At 73.5% G+C, this 21,377-nt stretch carries 17 protein-coding genes; 3 read left to right on the plus strand and 14 right to left on the minus strand.

Features of this window, described 5'->3' with window-relative positions; translation table 11 throughout:
* Positions 1-95: 95 nt before the first annotated feature.
* From ACIP64_RS25870 to rimP, 8 genes are all read right to left on the minus strand, one after another.
* On the minus strand, positions 96-3,749 hold the full coding sequence (locus ACIP64_RS25870) for a serine protease (protein WP_401591214.1): 3,654 nt from the start codon (positions 3,747-3,749) through the stop codon (positions 96-98).
* Between the two features lie 742 nt (positions 3,750-4,491).
* A complete protein-coding gene (gene truB, locus ACIP64_RS25875) occupies positions 4,492-5,364 on the minus strand; it encodes a tRNA pseudouridine(55) synthase TruB (protein WP_401591217.1) in 873 nt (290 codons plus the stop codon).
* Positions 5,361-5,846 carry a 30S ribosome-binding factor RbfA gene (gene rbfA, locus ACIP64_RS25880; RefSeq protein WP_401591220.1) on the minus strand — a complete coding sequence of 162 codons (486 nt, stop codon included), beginning with the start codon at positions 5,844-5,846 and terminating at the stop codon, positions 5,361-5,363. Before rbfA ends, truB begins: the two co-directional genes overlap by 4 nt.
* Before the next feature lie 42 nt (positions 5,847-5,888).
* Positions 5,889-6,185 (minus strand): DUF503 domain-containing protein, encoded by a 297-nt coding sequence (locus tag ACIP64_RS25885; protein ID WP_401591223.1) that lies wholly within the window; start codon positions 6,183-6,185, stop codon positions 5,889-5,891.
* A 144-nt stretch (positions 6,186-6,329) separates the two neighbouring features.
* Positions 6,330-9,482: a translation initiation factor IF-2 gene (infB, locus tag ACIP64_RS25890; RefSeq protein ID WP_401591226.1), complete on the minus strand. Its 3,153-nt coding sequence runs from the start codon at positions 9,480-9,482 to the stop codon at positions 6,330-6,332.
* 160 nt (positions 9,483-9,642) lie between these two features.
* Positions 9,643-9,921 (minus strand): YlxR family protein, encoded by a 279-nt coding sequence (locus tag ACIP64_RS25895; RefSeq protein WP_360911311.1) that lies wholly within the window; start codon positions 9,919-9,921, stop codon positions 9,643-9,645.
* A gap of 78 nt (positions 9,922-9,999) precedes the next feature.
* Positions 10,000-10,986, minus strand: a complete 987-nt coding sequence (nusA, locus tag ACIP64_RS25900) for a transcription termination factor NusA (protein ID WP_401591230.1) — start codon at positions 10,984-10,986, stop codon at positions 10,000-10,002.
* A 2-nt stretch (positions 10,987-10,988) separates the two neighbouring features.
* Complete coding sequence (gene rimP / locus ACIP64_RS25905; protein ID WP_401591233.1) at positions 10,989-11,513, minus strand: ribosome maturation factor RimP; 525 nt, start codon at positions 11,511-11,513, stop codon at positions 10,989-10,991.
* A gap of 148 nt (positions 11,514-11,661) precedes the next feature.
* Between rimP and ACIP64_RS25910 the strand changes: the two genes are divergently transcribed.
* From ACIP64_RS25910 to ACIP64_RS25920, 3 genes are read left to right on the plus strand one after another with little or no spacing between them, the layout of a single operon-like run.
* Positions 11,662-12,252: a hypothetical protein gene (locus tag ACIP64_RS25910; protein WP_401591235.1), complete on the plus strand. Its 591-nt coding sequence runs from the start codon at positions 11,662-11,664 to the stop codon at positions 12,250-12,252.
* A gap of 8 nt (positions 12,253-12,260) precedes the next feature.
* The gene (locus ACIP64_RS25915; protein WP_401591238.1) at positions 12,261-12,689 is read left to right on the plus strand and encodes a ferritin-like domain-containing protein; all 429 of its coding nucleotides are present in this window, start codon (positions 12,261-12,263) and stop codon (positions 12,687-12,689) included.
* 30 nt (positions 12,690-12,719) lie between these two features.
* Positions 12,720-13,658, plus strand: coding sequence for an aminoglycoside phosphotransferase family protein (locus ACIP64_RS25920; protein WP_401591241.1), 939 nt, complete (start codon positions 12,720-12,722; stop codon positions 13,656-13,658).
* Positions 13,659-14,219: 561 nt separating this feature from the next.
* Here ACIP64_RS25920 and ACIP64_RS25925 read toward each other — a convergent pair.
* From ACIP64_RS25925 to dxr, 6 genes are all read right to left on the minus strand, one after another.
* Positions 14,220-15,896, minus strand: a complete 1,677-nt coding sequence (locus ACIP64_RS25925) for a proline--tRNA ligase (protein WP_401591244.1) — start codon at positions 15,894-15,896, stop codon at positions 14,220-14,222.
* 81 nt (positions 15,897-15,977) lie between these two features.
* On the minus strand, positions 15,978-16,511 hold the full coding sequence (locus tag ACIP64_RS25930; RefSeq protein WP_401591246.1) for a GNAT family N-acetyltransferase: 534 nt from the start codon (positions 16,509-16,511) through the stop codon (positions 15,978-15,980).
* Between the two features lie 14 nt (positions 16,512-16,525).
* Complete coding sequence (locus tag ACIP64_RS25935; protein ID WP_401591249.1) at positions 16,526-17,371, minus strand: GNAT family N-acetyltransferase; 846 nt, start codon at positions 17,369-17,371, stop codon at positions 16,526-16,528.
* A gap of 139 nt (positions 17,372-17,510) precedes the next feature.
* A complete protein-coding gene (ispG, locus tag ACIP64_RS25940) occupies positions 17,511-18,665 on the minus strand; it encodes a flavodoxin-dependent (E)-4-hydroxy-3-methylbut-2-enyl-diphosphate synthase (RefSeq protein WP_401591251.1) in 1,155 nt (384 codons plus the stop codon).
* 100 nt (positions 18,666-18,765) lie between these two features.
* Entirely contained in the window at positions 18,766-20,091 is a 1,326-nt protein-coding gene (locus ACIP64_RS25945) for a M50 family metallopeptidase (RefSeq protein WP_401591253.1), read from the minus strand.
* A complete protein-coding gene (gene dxr, locus ACIP64_RS25950; protein ID WP_401591255.1) occupies positions 20,088-21,365 on the minus strand; it encodes a 1-deoxy-D-xylulose-5-phosphate reductoisomerase in 1,278 nt (425 codons plus the stop codon). Before dxr ends, ACIP64_RS25945 begins: the two co-directional genes overlap by 4 nt.
* Positions 21,366-21,377: the final 12 nt, after the last annotated feature.

The following is a 21,377-nucleotide window of genomic DNA, read 5'->3' on the forward strand; positions in this document are numbered from 1 at the left end:
TGCAGGTCCAAGACTGCCATGCCGGGCGCCTCACCGGCGCGGCGCCCCCACGGACGCGGCAGGCCGCGCGGCGTGGTGCCGCCCGCACAGCCCGTTCACGGGACCAGGGCGGTCGCCTCCGGTGCCCGGGCGGTCCGGGCCCCCGGCGCCGGCCGGTCGAAGGCGCGCCGGGCGCTCGGCCCGACGAGCGCGTCCCACACCCCGTCGGCGTCCGCCGCGAGCCAGCCGCGCACCTGGCGGGCGAAGCCGGGATGGGCGGCGGCCAGCTGCACCAGCCGGCGGTCGAAGAGCGTCGCCCCCTCGGGGGCGCGGCAGAGCGTGACACCGAGGCGGTGCACCAGGTCGCGGGTCAGCGGCGCGGGCCGCAGGGCGCAGCCCTCGGCGGCCGCCGTGAGCAGGGCATCGAGCACACCGTGGTCGCGTTCGCGCTCCAGGAGGACGTCCAGGAGCTCCTGGCGCAGCGGCCGCGAGGCGTGGCCGCCGGGCGCGGCCAGCACGGGCGCCAGGGCGCGCCGCACCTCGGGCGGATGCTCCCGCAGCAGCCCGGCGGTCAGCGGGAGCAGCACGGCGCGGACACCCGGACCGTCCTCCAGGCGGCGGTCGAGGTACTCCGCGACGTGCGCGGCGCCCTCGGGACGGTGCTCCAGGTGGTCCCGGACGAGGTCGGCGGCGCGGCGGGCCAGCGACTGGTCGCCGATCCCGGCCAGGGCGCGCAGCACCTCGGCGCCGCCCCCGCCCGGCTCGCGCAGCCGGGTGCGGAAGGCGGCGAGGACCGGTTCGGGATGGGTGGCCAGGGCGGTGGACAGCGCGTCGGCGGGCAGCCGCGGGTCGCCGGCGGTGAAGCGCTCCAGGGCGGCCGGCAGGTGGAAGGAGCGGGTGGCCGGGTCCCGTACGAGGACGGCGAGGGCGGCGCCGTGCAGGCTGCAGTCGGCGGGGCGGGCGAGGATCGCCAGCGCGGCGTAGCGCAGCAGGCGGCCGTCGGCGGGAACGGTGACGTACGGGGCCGTGCGCAGACTGTACGCGGCGGCGGCCACATGGCGTTCCGGCCGACCGTCGTGGGCCCAGCGGTCCACGGCCCGGCAGACGGCGGCCGGTTCGTCCTCGGCGAGCGCGGCCAACAGCTCGTCGGCCCGCGGATGGGCGGCGGCGACCAGGGTCTCGGTGAGGTCGTCCACGGCGCGGTGCCGGTGGGTGTGCAGCAGGGCCTGCGCGGCGGTGGCCACGCTCGGGCGGGGACCGCCGGGGAGCGCCTGCAGCGGCCGCTCGTCGGCGAACCAGGCGCAGACGGCGGGCAGCGCCTCGCGGGGCGCGGCGGCCAGCTCCTCCCCCGCGGCGGTCAGGAAGCGCTCCTCGTCCCCGCGCTGCGGCGGGGCGTCGGCGGGCAGCAACTGCCGTAGCAGCGCCAGCCGTTCGTCGAGCGGCAGTCGCAGCCGGCGCCAGAACCACGGCCCGAACTGCCCGAGCCCCGGCGCTTCCCGGAATCCCCCGGCCTCGATCGACCGGGCCGTGATCCGTTCCGCCAGCAGCCGCAGCACACCCCGGTACGGCAGCGCGTCCGGCACCCTCAGCAGCGCCTCGCCGAGCAGGTGCGCGGCCCACCACACGGCGTCCGCCCGGCGCGCCCGCTCCCACTCCGGATCCGCATCGCCGCCGTCACGCGGGCGCGGCACCCCGTCGAGCAGCGGCAGCCCGCCGCCACGGGCGGTCGGCGCCGTCGCGTGCCCGTCGAGGGCGAGCACCAGTTCCTCCAGCCTGCGGGCGAGTTCGGCGGCCCCCGAGCGGCGGGCGGTCAGCAGCAGCGACTGCACGACCGGCCCGATGCGGTGCCTGGGCACGGGCAGCGAGCGCGGCGCGGACGGCGGCGCCAAAGGCGGCGCGGGCGGCACCGGCGGCGTGCCGCCCCGCCCCGCGGCGGCCGGGGGCCGCGACGGCAGCCGCACGGGGGCCTCCGCCGTACCGCCCGCCGGGGCCGACCAGCGGTGCACCAGCGCGTGCAGCGCCTGGTCCAGCTCCAGATGGCCGCCCTGGAGCCAGTCCGCGAACTCCTCGTGCGCGAAGCGGTATCCGGCGCCCGCGGGGACCACCAGGCCCTCGGTGAGCACCGCGGAGGCCCATCCCGTACGCCACGGGAACAGCTCCTCGAACGACTCCCGGTCCAGCTCCCCCTGCCCCGGACCCAGGCAGCACCGCGCCGCCTCGTGCGCCCGGCCCGCCACGCGTGCCGCGAGGCGCCGCACCGCCGCGCCGCGCGGGTCGCCCCGGCCGTCCGCGGCCAGCCGCACCGCGACCCGCAGGCAGACCAGGTCCAGGTACGCCCCGAAGACCTCCGCCCGGTCCGGGCACCCCCCGCCGCCCTCCGGAAGCGCCGCCCGCACCTCCGACAGCAGCCGCAACGCCAGCGGATGCGCCTCGTCCTCCGCCGCCAGGGCCCCCTCCGGGACGCCGAACCGCTCACGCGCCGCGCGGGCCTGCGGCTCCGGCAGCGCCCCCAGGCGCACACAGGCGGGCAGCGACCGGGTGCCGGCACGCCGGCCCGGATCGTGCAGGACACCCCGCGGGAACAGCCCGCCCGCCTGCTCCCAGAACTCCGGGCGGCACGCCACGACCAGCCGCACCCCGGCCGCCCGCAGCCAACTCGCGGTCCCCGCCACCCAGTCCGGCAGGCAGTGCGCCAGCACCGGCGGCATCTCCTCGGGCCCGTCCAGCACCACCAGCAGCGGACGCCCGGCGTCCTCGGCCAAGTGGGCCACCGCGTCCGGCGAGGTCTCCGGCACGGCGTCCCCGGGCGCCGCCCCCGCGTGCACGATGCGGCCGGCCGCACGCAGCGACCGCTCCACCGCGTCCTTCAACCCACCGTCGCCCGCGTGCAGTTCGGCCCCGCGCAGCCACAGTGTCGGCGCGGGTTCGGCCCCCGTCGCACGCCGCACGGCCAGCGCCGCCAGCTCCGTCGTACGGCCGCAGCCCGGATCCCCCACCAGGCCCAGCACCAGCGGCCGCCCCGCCTCCCCGGAGCCGCCCTCCGCGAACCCCCGCAGCACCGCCTCCGTCGCCGGGCGCACGACCGGCTCCCGCCCCCACACCCCCTGCGGCACGCCGGCGGAGCCCACCGAGGTGGCCGTCAGCTGCAGCGCCCCCGCCAGATTCAGATACGCCCCGTACGCCGGGACCGTCGCCGCGTTCCGGTCCAGCAGCTCCCCCAGCCCCCGCAACGGCACCGCGAAACCGTCCGCCCGGTGCCCGGCGTGCAGCGCGGTCACCACCGCGCCCAGCACGGCCCCCGTCCCCGGATCGAGCACCGGCGCGCCCGACACCTGCGCATCCGGCTCCCACCCCCGCGCGGACAGCTCGTACACCTCGTCCAGCAGATGGAAGCGGTCCGTCGCGGTGTACGTGACGGACGCCGTGCCGACGATCTCCGCCTCCGTCCACTCCCGGCCCCGCAGCCGCACCCTGCCCGGCCGCACGGCCGCCGCGACCGGCAGCGGCGGCACGCCCTCCAGCCCCTCCACCGCCACGAGCGCCAGCCCGAGCGCGGGCAGCGGCGTGATGGCGTCCGCCTCCACGAGGATCGTCTGTTCGCCCCACGCGTGCAGCACGACGCGCACCAGCCCGTCGACTGCCTCATGACTCGTCACGAGCGTCCCGCACCCGCCGGCCGCCTCCGCGAGGAACCCCGTCCCCCGCGGCCGTCCGGCCAGGTCACAGACCCGCACCAACGCCCTGTCCACTTCGGCGGACCACACCGCCATCCGCGCACCTCCCCGCCACAGTGCCCGTTTCGACCGTAGACGTCCGGTGATCGTTCCAACAGATCCCCAGGTGAACGCGCCCCCTGGCGCTCCCTCTCTTCACTCCGAGCGCCTGCCCGTTGGGGTGAATTGATCTTTCGGGCTGGATAGGCACCACTGCGGGGGGAATCGTGCGGCGCGGGCCGCGAGGGGGGAGGGCCCGCGCCGTGCGCTGCGCTTCGCCGTACCGGGTTGTTTCCCCGCCCTCCCGCCCGTGTGCCCCATGAAGTCAGGGCGCCCCGACGCCAGTTGTTGGGGGGCCGGGTTCGGGGCCTCCGGGGCTGCCATTCTGGACAGCACATTTAGGTGCCTCAGGAACTCTCGGCTGCGCGCCCCGGGGCACGCACCCAAATATGCTCCAGTGTCCAGAACGCCACCCCTACGACCCCGCCCCCTCCGTTTCGTCCCGCGCCTGATCCTCGGTAGGTGGTCTGAAGGGGCACCGTGCTCGGGCACCCGTAGGCGCAGCGCTGTCCGAGTGCGCAGCCGTCACCGCCCACCGACACCCCACCGGCCGTCAGTCGCCCCAACCGGCCCGGGAGGGGGTGCGCCGGGGTCCGCCCGCTGGGGGCACCTCCCAGCGGTAGCTGGGGGAGACGAGCGGAGACTGCGGTGCGCAGCGCGTTGGCGTAGACCGCGAGCGCCGTGGGGGCACCCCCGGCCGAAGGTTGGGGGAGGGCGGGAGGGCGGGGGAAAGGCCGGGTCAGGCGAAGTTCGCCAGGATGCGTGCCTGCCCCTCGCGCCCCTCCACCAACGCCAAGAACCTCCCGTCCGGCCCGAACACCCCCGTCGGCTCCGCCCCCACCGTGGCCGGCGCGTCGAGCCGGACCCCATTGGCGAGCAGACGGGCCGCCCGCTCGTCGACGTCCCAGCGGGGGAACGCCGCCGCCGCGGCCTCCGCGATGGGGAGGACCGCGAAGGACTCGGCCAGTTCCTCCAGCGTGCGGGCAAGGCCCGCCCCGTAGGGACCGACCCGGGTGCGCCGCAGCGCGGTGAGGTGGCCGCCGACGCCGAGCCCCGCGCCGAGGTCCCGCGCGAGGGCGCGGATGTATGTGCCGGAGGAGCACTCGACCGTGACGTCGACGTCCACGAGGTCGTCGCCCTCGCGCCGCACGTCCCGCACGACGAACGAGGAGACCGTCACCGGCCGGGCGGCCAGTTCGAACTCCTCGCCGCCGCGTACGCGCGCGTACGAGCGGACGCCGTTCACCTTGATCGCGCTGACCTTGGACGGCACCTGCATGATGTCGCCGGTGAGCGCCGCGATGCCCGCGTCGACGGCCTCGCGGGTGACCGCGCCCGCGGGGACCGCGGCCGTGATCTCGCCCTCGGCGTCGTCCGTGACGGTGGTCTGGCCGAGCCGGATCGTGGCCTCGTACTCCTTGCGGGTCAGCGCGAGGTGTCCGAGCAGCCGGGTGGCCTTCTCCACGCCGATGACAAGTACGCCGGTCGCCATGGGGTCGAGCGTGCCGGCGTGGCCGACCCGCCGCGTCCCGGCGAGCCTGCGGAGCCGGGACACGACGTCGTGCGAGGTCATACCGCCCGGCTTGTCGACGATGACAAGCCCGTCCTTCACCGTGCCTCGCCCCCGGCGCCCTCAGCGCCCTCGGCGCCTTCGTCATCCTCGTCGTCGCCGTCCTCGGCCGGCTTCCGGTAGGGGTCGGCCTCGCCGGCGTACGTGGCGTCGGTGGCGCTCTTGCGCACCTCCTCGTCGGCCTCGCGGGCCTTGGCGAGCAGGTCCTCGATGGTGCGCGCGTTCTCCGGGATCGCGTCGGCGACGAACGTCAGCGACGGCGTGAAGCGCACGCCCGTCTGCCGTCCGACCTCCGAGCGGAGGACGCCCTTGGCGCTCTCCAGGGCCGCCGCCGAGGCGGCACGCTCCTCGTCGTCCCCGAAGACCGTGTAGAAGACGGTCGCCTCCCGCAGGTCACCGGTGACCCGGGTGTCGGTGATCGTGACGTACCCCAGCCGCGGGTCCTTGATCCGTCGCTGGAGGGTCTCGGCGACCACGACCCGGATGCGGTCCGCCAGCTTGCGCGCCCGCGCGGTGTCGGTCATGCCTGCTCTTCTCTCTACTCTTCACTCTTCGGTACGTGAGTGTCAGTCGTCGTCGTCCCCGTGGATCCGCTGCCGAGCCGACAGCAGGTCCACCTCGGGACGGGCGACCATCCATCGCTCGCAGCGTCCGAGTACGTCATTGATGTGCCCGAGGTCCCCGGACACGACCGCCACGCCGATTTCGGCCCTGCGGTAAAGATCATGGTGGTCGACCTCCGCCACACTGACCGCGAACTTGCGGTGCAGCTCGGCCACGATGGGCCGGACGACGGAGCGCTTCTCCTTGAGCGACCGGACGTCGCCGAGAAGCAGATCGAAGGACAGCGTCCCTACAAACATGGGCGTCAGGTCAAGCCGACCTGTGGGGCCTCGTGGCGAACAGTGCGAACACTGCGAACAGTAAGCACCACACTAAAGGCAACGGCCGGGGCCGATCGACGGAATTTTTCTTCCACCGACCGGCCCCGGACACGGCACCAGCGATCAGACGCGCGGCTTCTCGCGCATCTCGTAGGTCGCGATGACGTCGTCGATCTTGATGTCGTTGTAGTTGCCGAGGTTGATACCGCCCTCGTAACCCTCACGAATCTCGGTGACGTCGTCCTTGAAGCGCCGCAGACCCTCGATGTTGAGGTTCTCGGCGACGACCTTGCCGTCGCGCAGCAGGCGCGCCTTGGTGTTGCGCTTGACCTCGCCGGAGCGGATGAGCACACCGGCGATGTTGCCGAGCTTGGAGGAGCGGAAGACCTCGCGGATCTCGGCGGTGCCGAGCTCCACCTCCTCGTACTCGGGCTTGAGCAGACCCTTGAGCGCCGCCTCGATCTCCTCGATGACCTGGTAGATCACCGAGTAGTAGCGGACGTCGACACCCTCACGCTCGGCCAGCGACGTGGCGCGGCCCTCGGCCCGCACGTTGAAGCCGATGATGATCGCGTCGGAGCCCGCCGCCAGGGTGACGTCGGTCTCGGTGACCGCACCGACACCCCGGTGGAGGATGCGCAGGTCCACGTCCTCGCCGACGTCGAGCTGGAGCAGAGAGGACTCCAGGGCCTCGACCGAACCGGACGCGTCGCCCTTGATGATGAGGTTGAGCTGCTGGACCTCGCCGGCCTTGAGCACCTTGTCCAGGTCCTCCAGGCTGACCCGGCGGCGGGACTTGGCGAAGGCCGCGTTCCGCTCGCGGGCGGCACGCTTCTCGGCGATCTGACGGGCCGTACGGTCCTCGTCGACCACCAGGAAGTTGTCGCCGGCGCCCGGCACGTTCGTCAGACCGAGCACCAGGACCGGGGTCGAGGGGCCCGCCTCTTCGAGCGTGTTGCCGGTGTCGTCGAGCATCGCGCGGACACGGCCGTACGCGTCGCCGACCACCATGGTGTCGCCGACCCGCAGGGTGCCGCGCTGGACCAGGACGGTCGCCACGGCGCCGCGGCCGCGGTCGAGGTGGGCCTCGATCGCGATGCCCTGTGCGTCCTGCTCGGGGTTGGCGCGCAGGTCGAGCGCGGCGTCCGCAGTGAGGACCACGGCCTCCAGCAGGCCGTCGATGTTGAGGCCCTGCTTGGCGGAGATGTCGACGAACATCGTGTCGCCGCCGTACTCCTCGGCCACCAGGCCGAACTCGGTCAGCTGACCGCGCACCTTCGTCGGGTCCGCGCCCTCGACGTCGATCTTGTTGACCGCGACCACGATCGGCACGTCGGCCGCCTTGGCGTGGTTCAGCGCCTCGATCGTCTGCGGCATGACGCCGTCGTTCGCCGCCACCACGAGGATCGCGATGTCGGTGGACTTGGCACCACGGGCACGCATGGCGGTGAACGCCTCGTGACCGGGGGTGTCGATGAAGGTGATGGCCCGGTGCTCGCCGTTGACCTCGGTGGCCACCTGGTAGGCACCGATGTGCTGGGTGATGCCGCCGGCCTCGCCCGCGACCACGTTGGTCTTGCGGATCGCGTCGAGGAGGCGGGTCTTTCCGTGGTCGACGTGACCCATGACGGTCACGACCGGCGGACGCGCGACGAGCGCTTCCTCGCCGCCCTCGTTCTCGCCGAACTCGATGTCGAAGGACTCGAGCAGCTCGCGGTCCTCCTCCTCCGGGCTGACGACCTGGAGGGTGTAGTTCATCTCGTCGGCCAGCATCTGCAGCGTGTCGTCGGAGACGGACTGGGTCGCGGTGACCATCTCACCGAGGTTCAGCATCACCTGGACGAGCGACGCCGGGTTGGCGCCGATCTTCTCGGCGAAGTCCGTCAGCGACGCGCCACGGGACAGGCGCACGGTGTCGCCGTTGCCGCGAGGCAGCATCACACCGCCGACGGACGGGGCCTGCATGGCCTCGTACTCCTGGCGCTTCGCACGCTTCGACTTGCGGCCACGGGCCGGACGGCCACCGGGGCCGCGGCCGAAGGCACCCTGCGTGCCACCACGGCCACCCGGGCCGCCGGGACGACCGCCGAAGCCGGGACGGCCACCGCCGCCGGCGAAGCCGCCGCCGCCACCCGCACCGGGGGCACCGCCACCGGGGCGCGGGCCGCCGAAGCCGCCGCCACCACCGGGACGACCGGCACCGCCGCCGCCACCGGGACGGCCGGCGAAGCCGCCGCCACCGGGACGACCGGCACCGCCGCCACCGCCGGGACGCGGGCCCGGGCGGGCACCGGCGCCTGCGCCGGGACGACCGGGACCGCCGCCCGTGGAGGCGGGACGCTGCGGCATCATGCCGGGGTTCGGACGAGGACCGCCGCCCTGGGGACGGGGCATGCCGCCCGGGGTCGGACGGGGACCGGACGGGGCACCGCCGCCGGGACGGGGCGCGCCACCGGGACGCGGACCGGCGGCACCCGGGGCGCCACCGGGGCGCGGGCCGGGCTGGCCGGGGGCTCCGCCACCGGGACGCGGCGCCTGCGGGCGCGGCATGCCGGTGGAGCCGGAGGTGAAGGGGTTGTTGCCCGGACGGGGACCGGCCGGACGAGCGGCACCACCCGGACGCGGCGCCTGGCCGCCCGGACGCGGAGCGCCGGGGCCGCCCTGACCGCGACCGCCGTCACGCTGGCCGTCGCGCTGACCGCCGTCACGCTGGCCGTCGCGCTGACCGGGACGCGGCGCGCTGCCGCCGGGACGCGGACCGGGCTGACCGGTACGCGCGGCGGGGCGCTCCGGGCGCTCGGCCTGGGCCGGACGCTCGGGAGCCGGGGCCTGCGGAGCCGGCGGGGCGGAGAACTCCGCCTGCGGCACAGGGGTGACCGGCGCCGGGGCGGGCTTGGCCGGTGCCGGCTTGGGGGCCGGCGTCGGGCGCGGACCGGGGGTCGGCGCGGAGCCGGCCGCGGGCCGGGGGGTGGGGGCGGGTCCCGCCGCCGGCTTGGGAGCCGGGGCAGCGGGACGGGCCGGCGCACCCGGAGTGGGGGCGGCCGGCTTGGCGGGCGCTGCCTTGCGGGGCGCCGCGGGCCTGGCGGCGGAGGGCTTGCCGGGGGCGGAACCGCCGCCGGGGCCCTGCAGTGCGTCAGTCAACTTGCGAACAACCGGCGCCTCGATCGTCGAGGACGCCGAACGGACGAATTCGCCAAGTTCTTGGAGCTTGGCCATGACGACCTTGCTCTCAACTCCGAACTCCTTGGCGAGTTCGTATACCCGGACCTTAGCCACTTCGCTCCTTCATGAGGTCCGGGGTGGTCGTCCGCCGGACCGTCGCTACTTCATGGGCGTACTCATCGCGTGCTCATCGAGTGCTCATCGCAATCTCGACCTACTTCCAACTCGCGGGGTACCTGGACCGCACGGTCGCCCGAGCGGTCTCCTTGCTCACTCACAGTGTCGCCTGCTCGACATGATCGCGGAGTTCCGCGGTGTCCAGCGGTCCCTGGGCCCGGAAGGCCCGCAGAAACGCCCGGCGGCGGACCGCCAGGTCGAAACAGACGGTGTCGGGGTGCACATAGGCACCCCGACCGGGCAGCGTACCGCGAAGATCGGGAACACAGGAGTCCCCGGCCATCACCACACGCAGCAGATCGTGCTTGGCCGCCCGCTCCCTGCAGCCGATGCATGTGCGCTCCGGGCGTGCTGGGCCGTGCGTCCGGCCAGACATCTTTAGTCTACCTCCCCGCGCCGACCTCACCCCTCTGGGTTATCCGGCGCACGGTCGATCCTCGATTGCCAACAGGTGCTACTGCTCGACCGGCTCGGTGTCCGGGCGGATGTCGATCCGCCAGCCCGTGAGCCGCGCGGCCAGGCGTGCGTTCTGCCCTTCCTTGCCGATCGCCAGCGAGAGCTGGTAGTCCGGCACGGTCACCCGGGCTGAGCGCGCAGCCATGTCGACGATCTCCACCTTGCTCACCCGAGCGGGTGACAGGGCGTTCGCCACCATCTCACCCGGCTCGTCCGACCAGTCGACGATGTCGATCTTCTCGCCGTTCAGTTCGGCCATCACGGCACGCACCCGCGCGCCCATCGGGCCGATGCAGGCGCCCTTGGCGTTCAGGCCCGAACGGGTGGAGCGCACCGCGATCTTCGTACGGTGCCCGGCCTCGCGGGCGATGGCCGCGATCTCCACGGACCCGTCCGCGATCTCCGGGACCTCCAGCGCGAAGAGCTTCTTCACCAGGCTCGGGTGGGTGCGCGACAGCGTCACGGACGGGCCGCGCACGCCCTTGGCGACCCGCACGACGTACGAACGCAGCCGCGTGCCGTGCTTGTAGTCCTCGCCGGGCACCTGCTCCTGCACCGGCAGGATGGCCTCCAGCTTGCCGATGTCGACCAGCACGTTCTTCGGGTCCTTGCCCTGCTGGACCACTCCGGTGACGATGTCGCCCTCGCGGCCCGCGTACTCGCCGAAGGTGATCTCCTCCTCGGCGTCCCGCAGCCGCTGGAGGATCACCTGCTTGGCGGTGGTCGCCGCGATCCGGCCGAAGCCGCTCGGTGTGTCGTCGAACTCCCGGGGCTCGGCGCCCTCGGGGGTCTCCGCCGCGTCCTCCTTGGCCCACACGGTCACATGGCCGTTGGTGCGGTCCAGCTCAACCCGCGCGTTGCGGCGGCTGCCCGGCTCGCGGTGGTACGCGATGAGGAGCGCCGACTCGATCGCCTCGACCAGCAGTTCGAAGGAGATCTCCTTCTCCCGGACCAGCCCCCGCAGGGCACTCATGTCGATGTCCACGGCTACGCCTCCTCAATGCTCTCGTCGCCGTCGGTATCGGCATCGGCCGGGTCCTTGCGACTGAATTCGATCTCCACCCGCGCCTTGGCGATCTCGCCGAAGGCGACACGGGCGGGCTTGGGCTTGCGCCCCTTGACACCGGGGACCTCGAGGTCGAGACCGTCCTCGTCGACCGCCATGATCCGCGCGACCAGCTCACCGCCGTCGGTCCGGTTCAGCTTGACCAGCCGGCCCTCGTTCCGCCGGAAGTGCCGCGGCTCGGTCAGCGGGCGGTCCACACCCGGGGAGGAGACCTCCAGCAGGTACGGCGTGCCGCCCATGGCGTCGGCGTCGTCCAGTGCCTGCGAGATCTCCCGGCTGAGGTCGGCGAGGGTGTCCAGCGGGGCGCCCTCGTCGGAGTCCACGATCACCTGGAGCTGGCGCCGGTTGCCGGCCGCCGTCACCTTGATCTCTTCCAGCTCCAGCCCCGTCTTCGCGACGAGGGGCTCAAGCAGCCCGCGCAGCCTCTCGCTCTGGGTGGTGCTCATCCGGGTGACTCCTCGGCCGCGTGTGCTGTTGTGGTGGAAGGTCGTGTGTCGGCCCAAAGCCTATCGGTTCGGGTGCCGGAACGACGATTCGGCGCCGCGGAGGGCGCCGTCGCGGGGCGCGCCGCCCGCGCCGGTACCCTCTCCCGTGGTGATCACGGGAAGGGGCACTGTGCCGCTCAGGAACATGCCGCGCCGGCGCGCGGTCCGCACCGCTCTCGTCCTGCCCGCCCTGCCGGCCGCGGCCGGGCTGCTCGGCGGCTGCTCCGACCCGCCGGGGCGGCGCTCCGGTGCCCCCGGGCCCTCCACGCCCTCGCCCGATCCCGGCGAGATCCTGCGCGAGCGGGCCGCCCGGGACAGCGGCGCGCTGCTCGCCCGCTACGACGCCACGGTCGCCGCCCACCCCCGGCTCGCCACGCGGCTGCGTCCGCTGCGGGCCGAAGTGGCCCTGCACGTCGCGGCGTTCGGGCCGGCAGCCCCCCGGCGGCCCGCCACCCCTTCGCCGTCGGCGTCGGCGTCGGCGTCGGCGTCGGCGTCGGCGTCGGCGTCACCGTCGCCGTCGGCCTCCGTGTCCGTTCCCTCCGCCGAGTCCGCGGCACTGGCCGCCCTCGCCACCCAGGAACGGACGCTCGCCGGCGAGCGGGCGGCCGCGCTGCTCGACGCCCCGCCCGAACTCGCCCGCCTGCTCGCCTCGGTGGCCGCGTGCGGCGCCGGGCACGTCCTGCTGCTCAAGGAGAAATGACCCCGCCCATGGCACAGCAGCAGCCGCTCGCGGCCGTCCAGGCCGCCCTCGCCGCCGAGCACGCGGCCGTCTACGGCTACGGCGTGGTCGGCGCCCGCATCGGCGCGGACCCCACCGGACGGGCCACCGCCGGCTACGACGCCCACCGCGCCCGCCGCGACTCCCTGCGCCGCACCGTCACCGACCTCGGCGGCGAGCCCGTCGCGGCCTCGGCCGCGTACACGCTGCCCTTCCCCGTCCCGGACCGGGCGGCGGCGATCCGCCTCGCCGCGGAGCTGGAGGACCGGGTCGCCGGTGTCTACGCCGACCTCGTCCGCGCCGCCACCGCCGGCCTGCGCCGCGAGGCCGCCGACGCACTCCGCGAGGCCGCGGTGCGGGCGGTGGGCTGGCGCGGCGGGAGCGTAGCCTTCCCCGGGCTGGCCGAGCGCGGCCGGTAGACCCGATCCGCAGGAGGGACAAGCCCCCGCATGACCCCGGCACCGCAGCACCTCGAACCGCCCGAGCGGCTGATCCGCACCATCAGCGCCTGGGAGGGCGACCCGGGCCGCGCCTGGCTCGCCACGCTCCCCCAGCGCGCCGCGGACCACCTCGCGCGGTGGGACCTGCGGCCGGAACGCGTGCTCTCCCCCGGCGGCCGGATCAGCATGGTCGTCCTGGTCCGCCAGGCCGACGGCACCCCCGCCACGCTCAAGCTCGGCCTCGTCACCGACGAGACCCGGCACGAGCACGCCGCGCTCGCCCGCTGGGACGGACGCGGCGCGGTACGGCTGCTGCGCGCCGACCCCGACGAGGGCGTCCTGCTCATGGAACGCCTGCACGGCGAGGTCTCACTGCGCTCGCTGCCCGAGCCCAAGGCGATGCTGGAGGCGTGCGCCACGCTCCAGCGGCTGTGGGTGCCGCTGCCGCCGGACGAGGCCCACCCCTTCACGTCCGTGGCCGACCACACGGCGGGGCTCGCGGCGCGGCTGCGGGAACGCGCCGCGCGGCCCTGCGTCGACGCGGAGATCCGGCCCCTGGTCGAGGAGGCCCTCGCGCTGCGGGACGCCCTGACGGGCGGGCCCGGGCCCGTGCCCGCTGTGCTGCTGCACGGGGACTACCACCACGGGAACGTGCTCTCCGCCGACCGCGTCCCCTGGCTCGCCATCGACCCCAAGCCGCTCGTCGGAGACCCCGCCTTCGATCTCGCGTGGCTCGTCCGCGACCGCCTGGAGACGCTGCTGGCCACCGGGGGCGCGCAGGCCGCGGCGCGGCGGCGGGTCGCCAAACTGTCCGACGCGCTCGAGGTGGACCGGGAACGGGTGCGGGGGTGGGGGCTGTTCCGGGCGGTCGAGGCGGGGGTCTGGGCGTTCTCGGTCGGGGACCGGGCGGGGGGCGAGCTGCTGCTCGAGTTCGCGGGCCTGCTCTAGCCTGTGCCGGTTCCCCTCCCCGCCCTCCCGCCCGTGTGCCCTGTGAAGTCTGGGCGCCCCGACGCCAGTTGTTGGGGGACCGGGTGCGGGCCCTCCGGGGCTGCCATTCTGGACAGCACATTTAGGTGCCTCAGGAACTCTCGGCTGCGTGCCCGGGTAATGCACCCAAATATGCTCCACAGTCCAGAACGCCACCCCTCCGACCCCGCCCCCTGCGTGAGTTGTCGCGCCTGATCCCCGGTAGGTGGTCTGAAGCGGCACCGTGCTCGGGCACCCGTTGGCGCAGCGCCAACAAAGTGCGCAGCCGTCACCGCCCACAGACATCCCACCGGCCGTAAGCCGCCCCAACCGACCCGGGAGGGGGTGTGGCGGGGTGCCCCCGCAGGCGACGAGCGGCGACCGCGTGGTCGATGCCGAACGATGTGGGGGCAAACCGCGAGCGCCGAGGAGGTACCCCGGCGCGGCACCGACCCCACGGGAAACAGAGCGGGGCCCGCACTTACCGCGCCGGGCACTCGGGAGGGAGGGTGGGGAAAAAACCCGGCACGGCGAAGCGCAGCGTTACGCGGACAGGCGGGCCACCGCATCCCCCACGGTGAGCTCCTCGCGCTCTCCCGTACGCCGGTCCTTGACCTCGACGACCCCGTCCCCCGCCCCACGCCCGACCACCAGAATCGTGGGCACGCCGAGCAGTTCCGCGTCCGTGAACTTCACGCCCGGCGAGACTCCGGCGCGGTCGTCGACGATGACCCGGACGCCGGCCGCGTGCAGCTTGTCCGCGACCTCGAGGGCCAGCTCCGTCTGCAGTGCCTTGCCCGCGGCCACCACGTGGACGTCCGCGGGGGCGATCTCGCGCGGCCAGCACAGGCCCTGCGCGTCGGCGGTCTGCTCGGCGATGGCGGCGACGGCGCGGGAGACGCCGATGCCGTAGGAGCCCATGGTGACGCGGACGGGCTTGCCGTTCTGGCCGAGGACGTCGAGCTCGAAGGCGTCGGCGTACTTGCGGCCGAGCTGGAAGATGTGGCCGATCTCGATGGCCCGGTCCAGCTTGAGGCCGGCGCCGCAGCGCGGGCAGGGGTCGCCGGGCTCGACGGTGACGACGTCGAGGTACTCGTCGACGTGGAAGTCGCGGCCCGCGACCACGTTGCGGGCGTGGGTGTCGGGCTTGTTGGCGCCGGTGACCCAGGCGGTGCCGGGGGCGACCCGGGGGTCGGCGAGGTAGCGGACGCCGGTCAGGCCCTGGGGACCGACGTAGCCGCGGACCAGGTCGGGGCGGCCGGCGAAGTCCTCCGCGGTGACGAGTTCGACCTCGGCGGGGGCGAGGTGCTCCGCGAGCTTGCCGAGGTCGACCTCGCGGTCGCCGGGGACGCCGACGGCGACGATCTCGCCGTCGACCTTGACCAGCAGGTTCTTCAGCGTGGCGGAGGCGGGGACACCGAGGTGCGCGGCCAGTGTCTCGATGGTCGGGGTGTCGGGGGTGTCCACCTCCTCCAGGGCCGGGTGGTCGACGCCCTCGACCGGGGGCACCACGGTGGTGACGGCCTCGGTGTTGGCCGCGTAGTCGCAGGCGGGGCAGTCCACGAAGGTGTCCTCGCCGGCCGCAGCGGGGGCGAGGAACTCCTCGGAGGCGGAGCCGCCCATGGCGCCGGAGACGGCGGAGACGATGCGGAAGTCGAAGCCGAGGCGGGAGAAGATCTTGATGTAGGCCTCGCGGTGGAGGCGGTAGGCCTCGGCCAGGCCCTCGTCGGTGGTGTCGAAGGAGTAGGAGTCCTTCATCTGGAACTCGCGGCCGCGCAGGACGCCGGAGCGGGGCCGGGCCTCGTCGCGGTACTTGGTCTGGATCTGGTAGAGGATCACCGGCAGGTCCTTGTAGGACGCGGCCTGGTCCTTGACGACCTGGGTGAAGATCTCCTCGTGCGTGGGGCCGAGCACGTAGTCGGTGCCCTTGCGGTCGCGGAGCTGGAAGAGCAGGTCGCCGTACTCGCCGGCGCGGCCCGTCGCCTCGTAGTTGTCGCGCGGGAGCAGCGCGGGCAGGAGGACCTCCTGGCCGCCGATGGCGTCCATCTCCTCGCGGACGACGCGGGTGACGTTCTCCAGGACCCGCTTGCCGAGCGGCAGCCAGGTCCACACCCCCGCCGAGGAGCGGCGGACGTATCCGGCCCGGACCAGGAGCTTGTGGCTCGCGGTCTCGGCGTCGGCCGGGTCGTCGCGCAGCGTCTTGAGCATCAGCTTGGACATGCGCAGGACCATGGGGCTCTCCAGGGGGTTTCGTGCCGTTGCGGCGAGGATATCGACCCGCCGGGCGCCCCCGGAAACCGATTACCTCAGGAGCGGCAGCCAAGCGCCCATGACGGCGTACGGGCTCGTCGCGCTGGGGAAGTGCACCGGGCGGGCGAGATCGGTGTAGCCGAGGGCGCGGTACAGGCGCCGGGCGCGGCTCTCGGTGTCGATGGCCGACAGGATGCTGCGCGGCTGGACGGCGGCGTCGGTGATCGCGGTGATGAGGGCGCGCCCGATGCCGCGGCACTGGAAGTCGGGGTGGACGTGCAGTTCGGTGATGGTGAAGGAGTCGTCGAGCCAGTCGTCGGTGCCGGTGCGGCGCAGGTAGGGCTCGACGACGGTGGACCACCAGTGCGTGCGGTGGTTGGGCATGCCGTAGACGAAGCCGGCCAGCCGCCCGTCGGGGGTGAGGGCGCCGAGCGCGCGGACCCCGGGGAAGCCGAGGTGGCGCAGCACGATCTGGCGGCGGATGGCGACTTCCTCCGCGCCCAGCCCGAAGGCGACCGCCTGGACGGCCAGTGCTTCGTCCACCCGTGCCGTCAGGTCGATCGGCTCGACCGCCACGTCATCCATGGGCGGGGACACTACTAGAACAGGACGCTCATGAACGCGCCGACTTCGGTGAAGCCGACGCGCCGGTAGGCGGCGCGGGCGGGCGCGTTGAAGTCGTTGACGTAGAGGCTGGCCACGGGCGCGACGTCGCGCAGCGCGTAGTGGAGCACGGCCGCCATGCCGGTCTCGGAGAGCCGCCGGCCGCGGTGGTCGGGGTCGACCCAGACGCCCTGGATCTGGCAGGCGTGCCGGGTGACGGCGCCGATCTCGGCCTTGAAGACCACCTTGCCGTCCTCGATGCGGGCGAACGAGCGCCCGGTGGAGACGAGTTCGGCGACCCGCGCCTGATAGATCAGCCCGCCGTCGCCGGCGAGCGGGGAGACGCCGACCTCCTCGGTGAACATGGCCACGCACGCGGGCATGATCACGTCCAGCTCGTCACGCCGTACGCGGCGCACGTAGGGGTCGGGTTCGACGTCGGCGGGCAGGGCCCGGGTGACCATCAGCGGCTGGTGGGCGCGGATCTCACGGGCCGGTCCCCAGCTCCGTTCGAGCAGCGACCACAGCGCGCCGGTGGACTCGGCGGGGCCGACGATGGACGAGCAGCGGCGGCCGGAGCGCAGCGCCCGGTCGGCGAAGGCGCGGACGGCCTCGGGTCCGGCGCAGATGGGGACGAGGTTGGCGCCCGCGTAGCACAGGGCCTCCAGCCGGCCGCCGAAGTACCAGCCCCACAACTCGCCGCCGAGCCGCCAGGGGTCGAGCCCTGCGACGGCGACCCGGGAGGCGACGAAGGCGTTGGCCACCGGGTCCCGGTCGAGCACCGCGAGTACGGCGTCGAGTTCTCCGGGTTCCAGAACCTTGGTCGTCGTGGTCGTCAACACGTGGGCGCCTCACCGTACGGGCAGCGGTGGTCGGGGAAGTCCCAGAACCTTACCCCGCCGCGACGTGTTCCGCCCCTGCCGCCCGGATCCCGGACCGGGAGGGGCGACAGGGGCGGGACGGAACGCGTGTGCGCGGGGGTCAGCTGACGGAGACGGAGGGCTCGCCGGAGGTGATGCCGTCGGCCTCCATCTGCTCGGCGAGCTTCATGGCCTCCTCGATGAGGGTCTCCACGATCTTCGACTCCGGCACGGTCTTGATGACCTCGCCCTTCACGAAGATCTGCCCCTTGCCGTTGCCCGAGGCCACCCCCAGGTCCGCCTCGCGCGCCTCACCCGGACCGTTGACGACACAGCCCATCACCGCGACCCGCAGCGGGACCTCCATGCCCTCCAGACCCGCCGTCACCTGATCGGCCAGCTTGTACACATCCACCTGCGCACGACCGCACGACGGGCACGAGACGATCTCCAGCCGCCGCTGCCGCAGGTTCAGCGACTCCAGGATCTGGATGCCGACCTTGACCTCCTCCGCCGGAGGGGCCGACAGCGACACCCGGATCGTGTCCCCGATACCCTCGCTCAGCAGCGCGCCGAACGCCACCGCCGACTTGATCGTGCCCTGGAACGCCGGACCCGCCTCGGTCACACCCAGGTGCAGCGGGTAGTCGCACTGCGCCGCCAGCTGACGGTAGGCGTTGACCATCACCACCGGGTCGTTGTGCTTCACCGAGATCTTGATGTCCCGGAACCCGTGCTCCTCGAACAGCGAGCACTCCCACAGCGCCGACTCCACCAGCGCCTCGGGCGTCGCCTTGCCGTACTTCTCCAGCAGACGCCGGTCCAAAGACCCGGCGTTCACCCCGATCCGGATCGGCGTACCGGCGTCGGAGGCCGCCTTCGCGATCTCCTTCACCTTGTCGTCGAACTGCCGGATGTTGCCCGGGTTCACCCGCACCGCCGCGCAGCCCGCGTCGATCGCCGCGAACACGTACTTCGGCTGGAAGTGGATGTCGGCGATCACCGGGATCTGCGACTTCTTGGCGATGGTGGCGAGGGCGTCCGCGTCGTCCTGCGAAGGGCAGGCGACCCGCACGATCTGGCAGCCGGAGGCGGTGAGCTCGGCGATCTGCTGCAGCGTCGCGCCGATGTCCGCGGTGACGGTGGTGGTCATGGACTGGACGGAGACCGGTGCGTCGCCGCCGACGGCCACGGATCCGACCTGGATCTGGCGGCTCTTGCGGCGGTCGGCGAGCTTGATCGGAACGGACGGCATCCCGAGCGAAATCGCGGTCATGTGCGTGGCATCCCCAAAGTACGCGGATCGAGGTCCCGGCGGCATGGGCGGGCTCCGTTGAACGAGACTACGTCACCCCACCCATGCCGAGGACATCGCGCTAGGTCAAACGCACCGGATTGATGAGATCCGCGGCCATGACCAGGGCCGTGAAGCAGATGAAGACGCCCGCGATCACGTAGGCGACCGGCATCAGCTTCGCCACGTCGAACGGGCCCGGGTCGGGGCGCCGGAAGACACGGGCGAGGTTGCGCCGCAGGGACTCCCACAGGGCGCCCGCGATGTGGCCGCCGTCCAGCGGGAGCAGCGGCAGCATGTTGAACAGGAACAGGGCCAGGTTGACCCCGGCGAGCAGGTTCACCATCAGGGCGATCTTCTGCGTGGCCGGCAGCGGCAGGGAGAAGACGTCGCCGCCCAGACGGGCCGCGCCGATCATGCCGACCGGGGAGTCGGGCTGGCGTTCGGCGCCGTTGAAGACCGAGTTCCACAGGGCGGGGATCTTGCCGGGGAGCGCGCCGAGCGACCGGACGCCCTCCTCCGCCGTGGTGGCCATGTGGTCGACCGACTGGCCGAAGCCCAGCCGCACGACGCCGGTGGCGGGCGTGAAGCCGAGGAAACCGGCCTGGACGTACTTGCCCTTGACAACGAGGCCGTCGCTGTCGGTCTTGACGACCTTGTTGGCGATCAGGTTCGCGTGCAGGTCGACGGTCTTCCCGTCGCGCAGCACGGTGATGGTGGCGGGGCCGATGGTCTTGCGGATCTGCTGCTGGAGCAGCGACCACTGGGTGTCGTCGACCTTGACGCCGTTGAGCGCCACGATCCGGTCGCGCTTCTGCAGTCCGGCCGCCTTGGCGGGCGCCGCCGGGTACGAGCCCTGGGCGCAGGGGTCCTTGGAGTCCAGGGCCTTGGTGTCGGAGGCGGGGATGACGCAGTCGGAGACCGAGCCGACCGTCGTGGTCTGCGTCTGGAAACCGAAGACCATGAAGAGCATCAGGAAGAGCCCGAACGCCAGGATCAGGTTCATGAAGGGCCCGGCGAACATCACGATCACGCGCTTCCACGGCTTGCGCGTGTAGAACATCCGGGTCTCGTCGCCGGGCTGCAGCTCCTCGTAGGCGGCCGAGCGCGCGTCCTCGATCATGCCCCGGAACGGCGAGGTGGAGCGGGCGGTGACCCGGCCGTCGTCGCCGGGCGGGAACATGCCGATCATGCGGATGTAGCCGCCGAGCGGGACGGCCTTGACGCCGTACTCGGTCTCGCCCTTGTGCCGGGACCAGATGGTCGGCCCGAAGCCGACCATGTACTGGGGCACGCGGATCTTGAAGAGCTTGGCGGTGGAGAGGTGGCCGAGTTCGTGCCAGGCGATGGAGAACAGCAGGCCCACGAAAAACACCGCGAGCCCCAGGACCCACATGAGTGCCGTCATACGCGTGCCGCCTCCGTAGTCGCCTGCTCCGCTTGTTCCGCTGCCAGTTCCCGGGCACGGGACCGTGCCCAGCTCTCCGCCTCGAGGACGTCCTCGACGGTGAGAGAAGTTCCCGCCGTGGGGGTGCCGTGCTCCTCCACCACCCGCGCGACAGTGTCCACGATGCCGGTGAAGGGCAGCGAACCCGCGAGGAACGCGGCCACGCACTCCTCGTTGGCCGCGTTGAACACCGCGGGCGCGGTACCGCCGAGGGTACCGACGTGGCGCGCGAGCGCCACCGCCGGGAACGCCTCGTCGTCGAGCGGGAAGAAGGTCCAGGTGGCCGCCTTCGTCCAGTCGCACCCCGGCGCGGCGCCGGGCACGCGCTCGGGCCAGCCCAGCCCCAGCGAGATCGGCATCCGCATGTCCGGCGGGCTGGCCTGGGCCAGGGTCGAACCGTCCGTGAACTCCACCATCGAGTGGACATACGACTGCGGGTGGACGACGACCTCAATGCGGTCGAAGGGAATGTCGAAGAGCAGGTGGGCCTCGATGACTTCCAGGCCCTTGTTGACCAGGGTGGCGGAGTTGATGGTCACCACCGGTCCCATGTCCCACGTGGGGTGGGCCAGCGCCTGCCGCGGGGTGACCCCGGCCAGTTCCTCCCTCGTCCGCCCGCGGAAGGGGCCGCCGGAGGCGGTGACGACGAGCTTGCGGACCTCGGAGCGGGCGCCGCCCATGAGGGCCTGGAAGAGCGCGGAGTGCTCGGAGTCCACGGGCACGATCTGACCGGGCGCGGCCACGGCCTTCACCAGGGGGCCGCCGACGATCAGCGACTCCTTGTTGGCGAGGATCAGGATCCGGCCCGCCTCCAGGGCGGCCAGCGTCGGGCGCAGCCCGATCGAGCCGGTGATGCCGTTCAGCACCGAGTGGCAGGGCCGCCCGGCCAGCTCGGTCGCCGCGTCCGGGCCGACGAGCACCTCGGGCAGCGGCTCGCTCCCGTACCGCTCGGCCAGGGCCTCGCGGAGCGGGCCCTCGGCCTTCTCGTCGGCGACGGCGACGGCCTCGACGCCCAGCTGCAGGGCCTGGTCGGCGAGCAGCCCGACCCGGCCGCCGGCGGCGGACAGGGCGACCACCCGGAAGCGGTCGGGGTTGCGCAGGACGACGTCGATGGCCTGGGTGCCGATCGAGCCGGTCGAGCCGAGGATCACGATGTCGCGCGGGCCGTCGTGGGCGGCGCTGCCCGTGTCCGGTCCGGTCGGCCGCAGGTGCGGGTCGGCGAGAGAGTCGGTCATCCCCCCATTGTG

The organism is Streptomyces sp. NPDC088733, from assembly GCF_044751185.1.
In the GTDB taxonomy this organism is placed as follows: Bacteria; Actinomycetota; Actinomycetes; order Streptomycetales; family Streptomycetaceae; genus Actinacidiphila.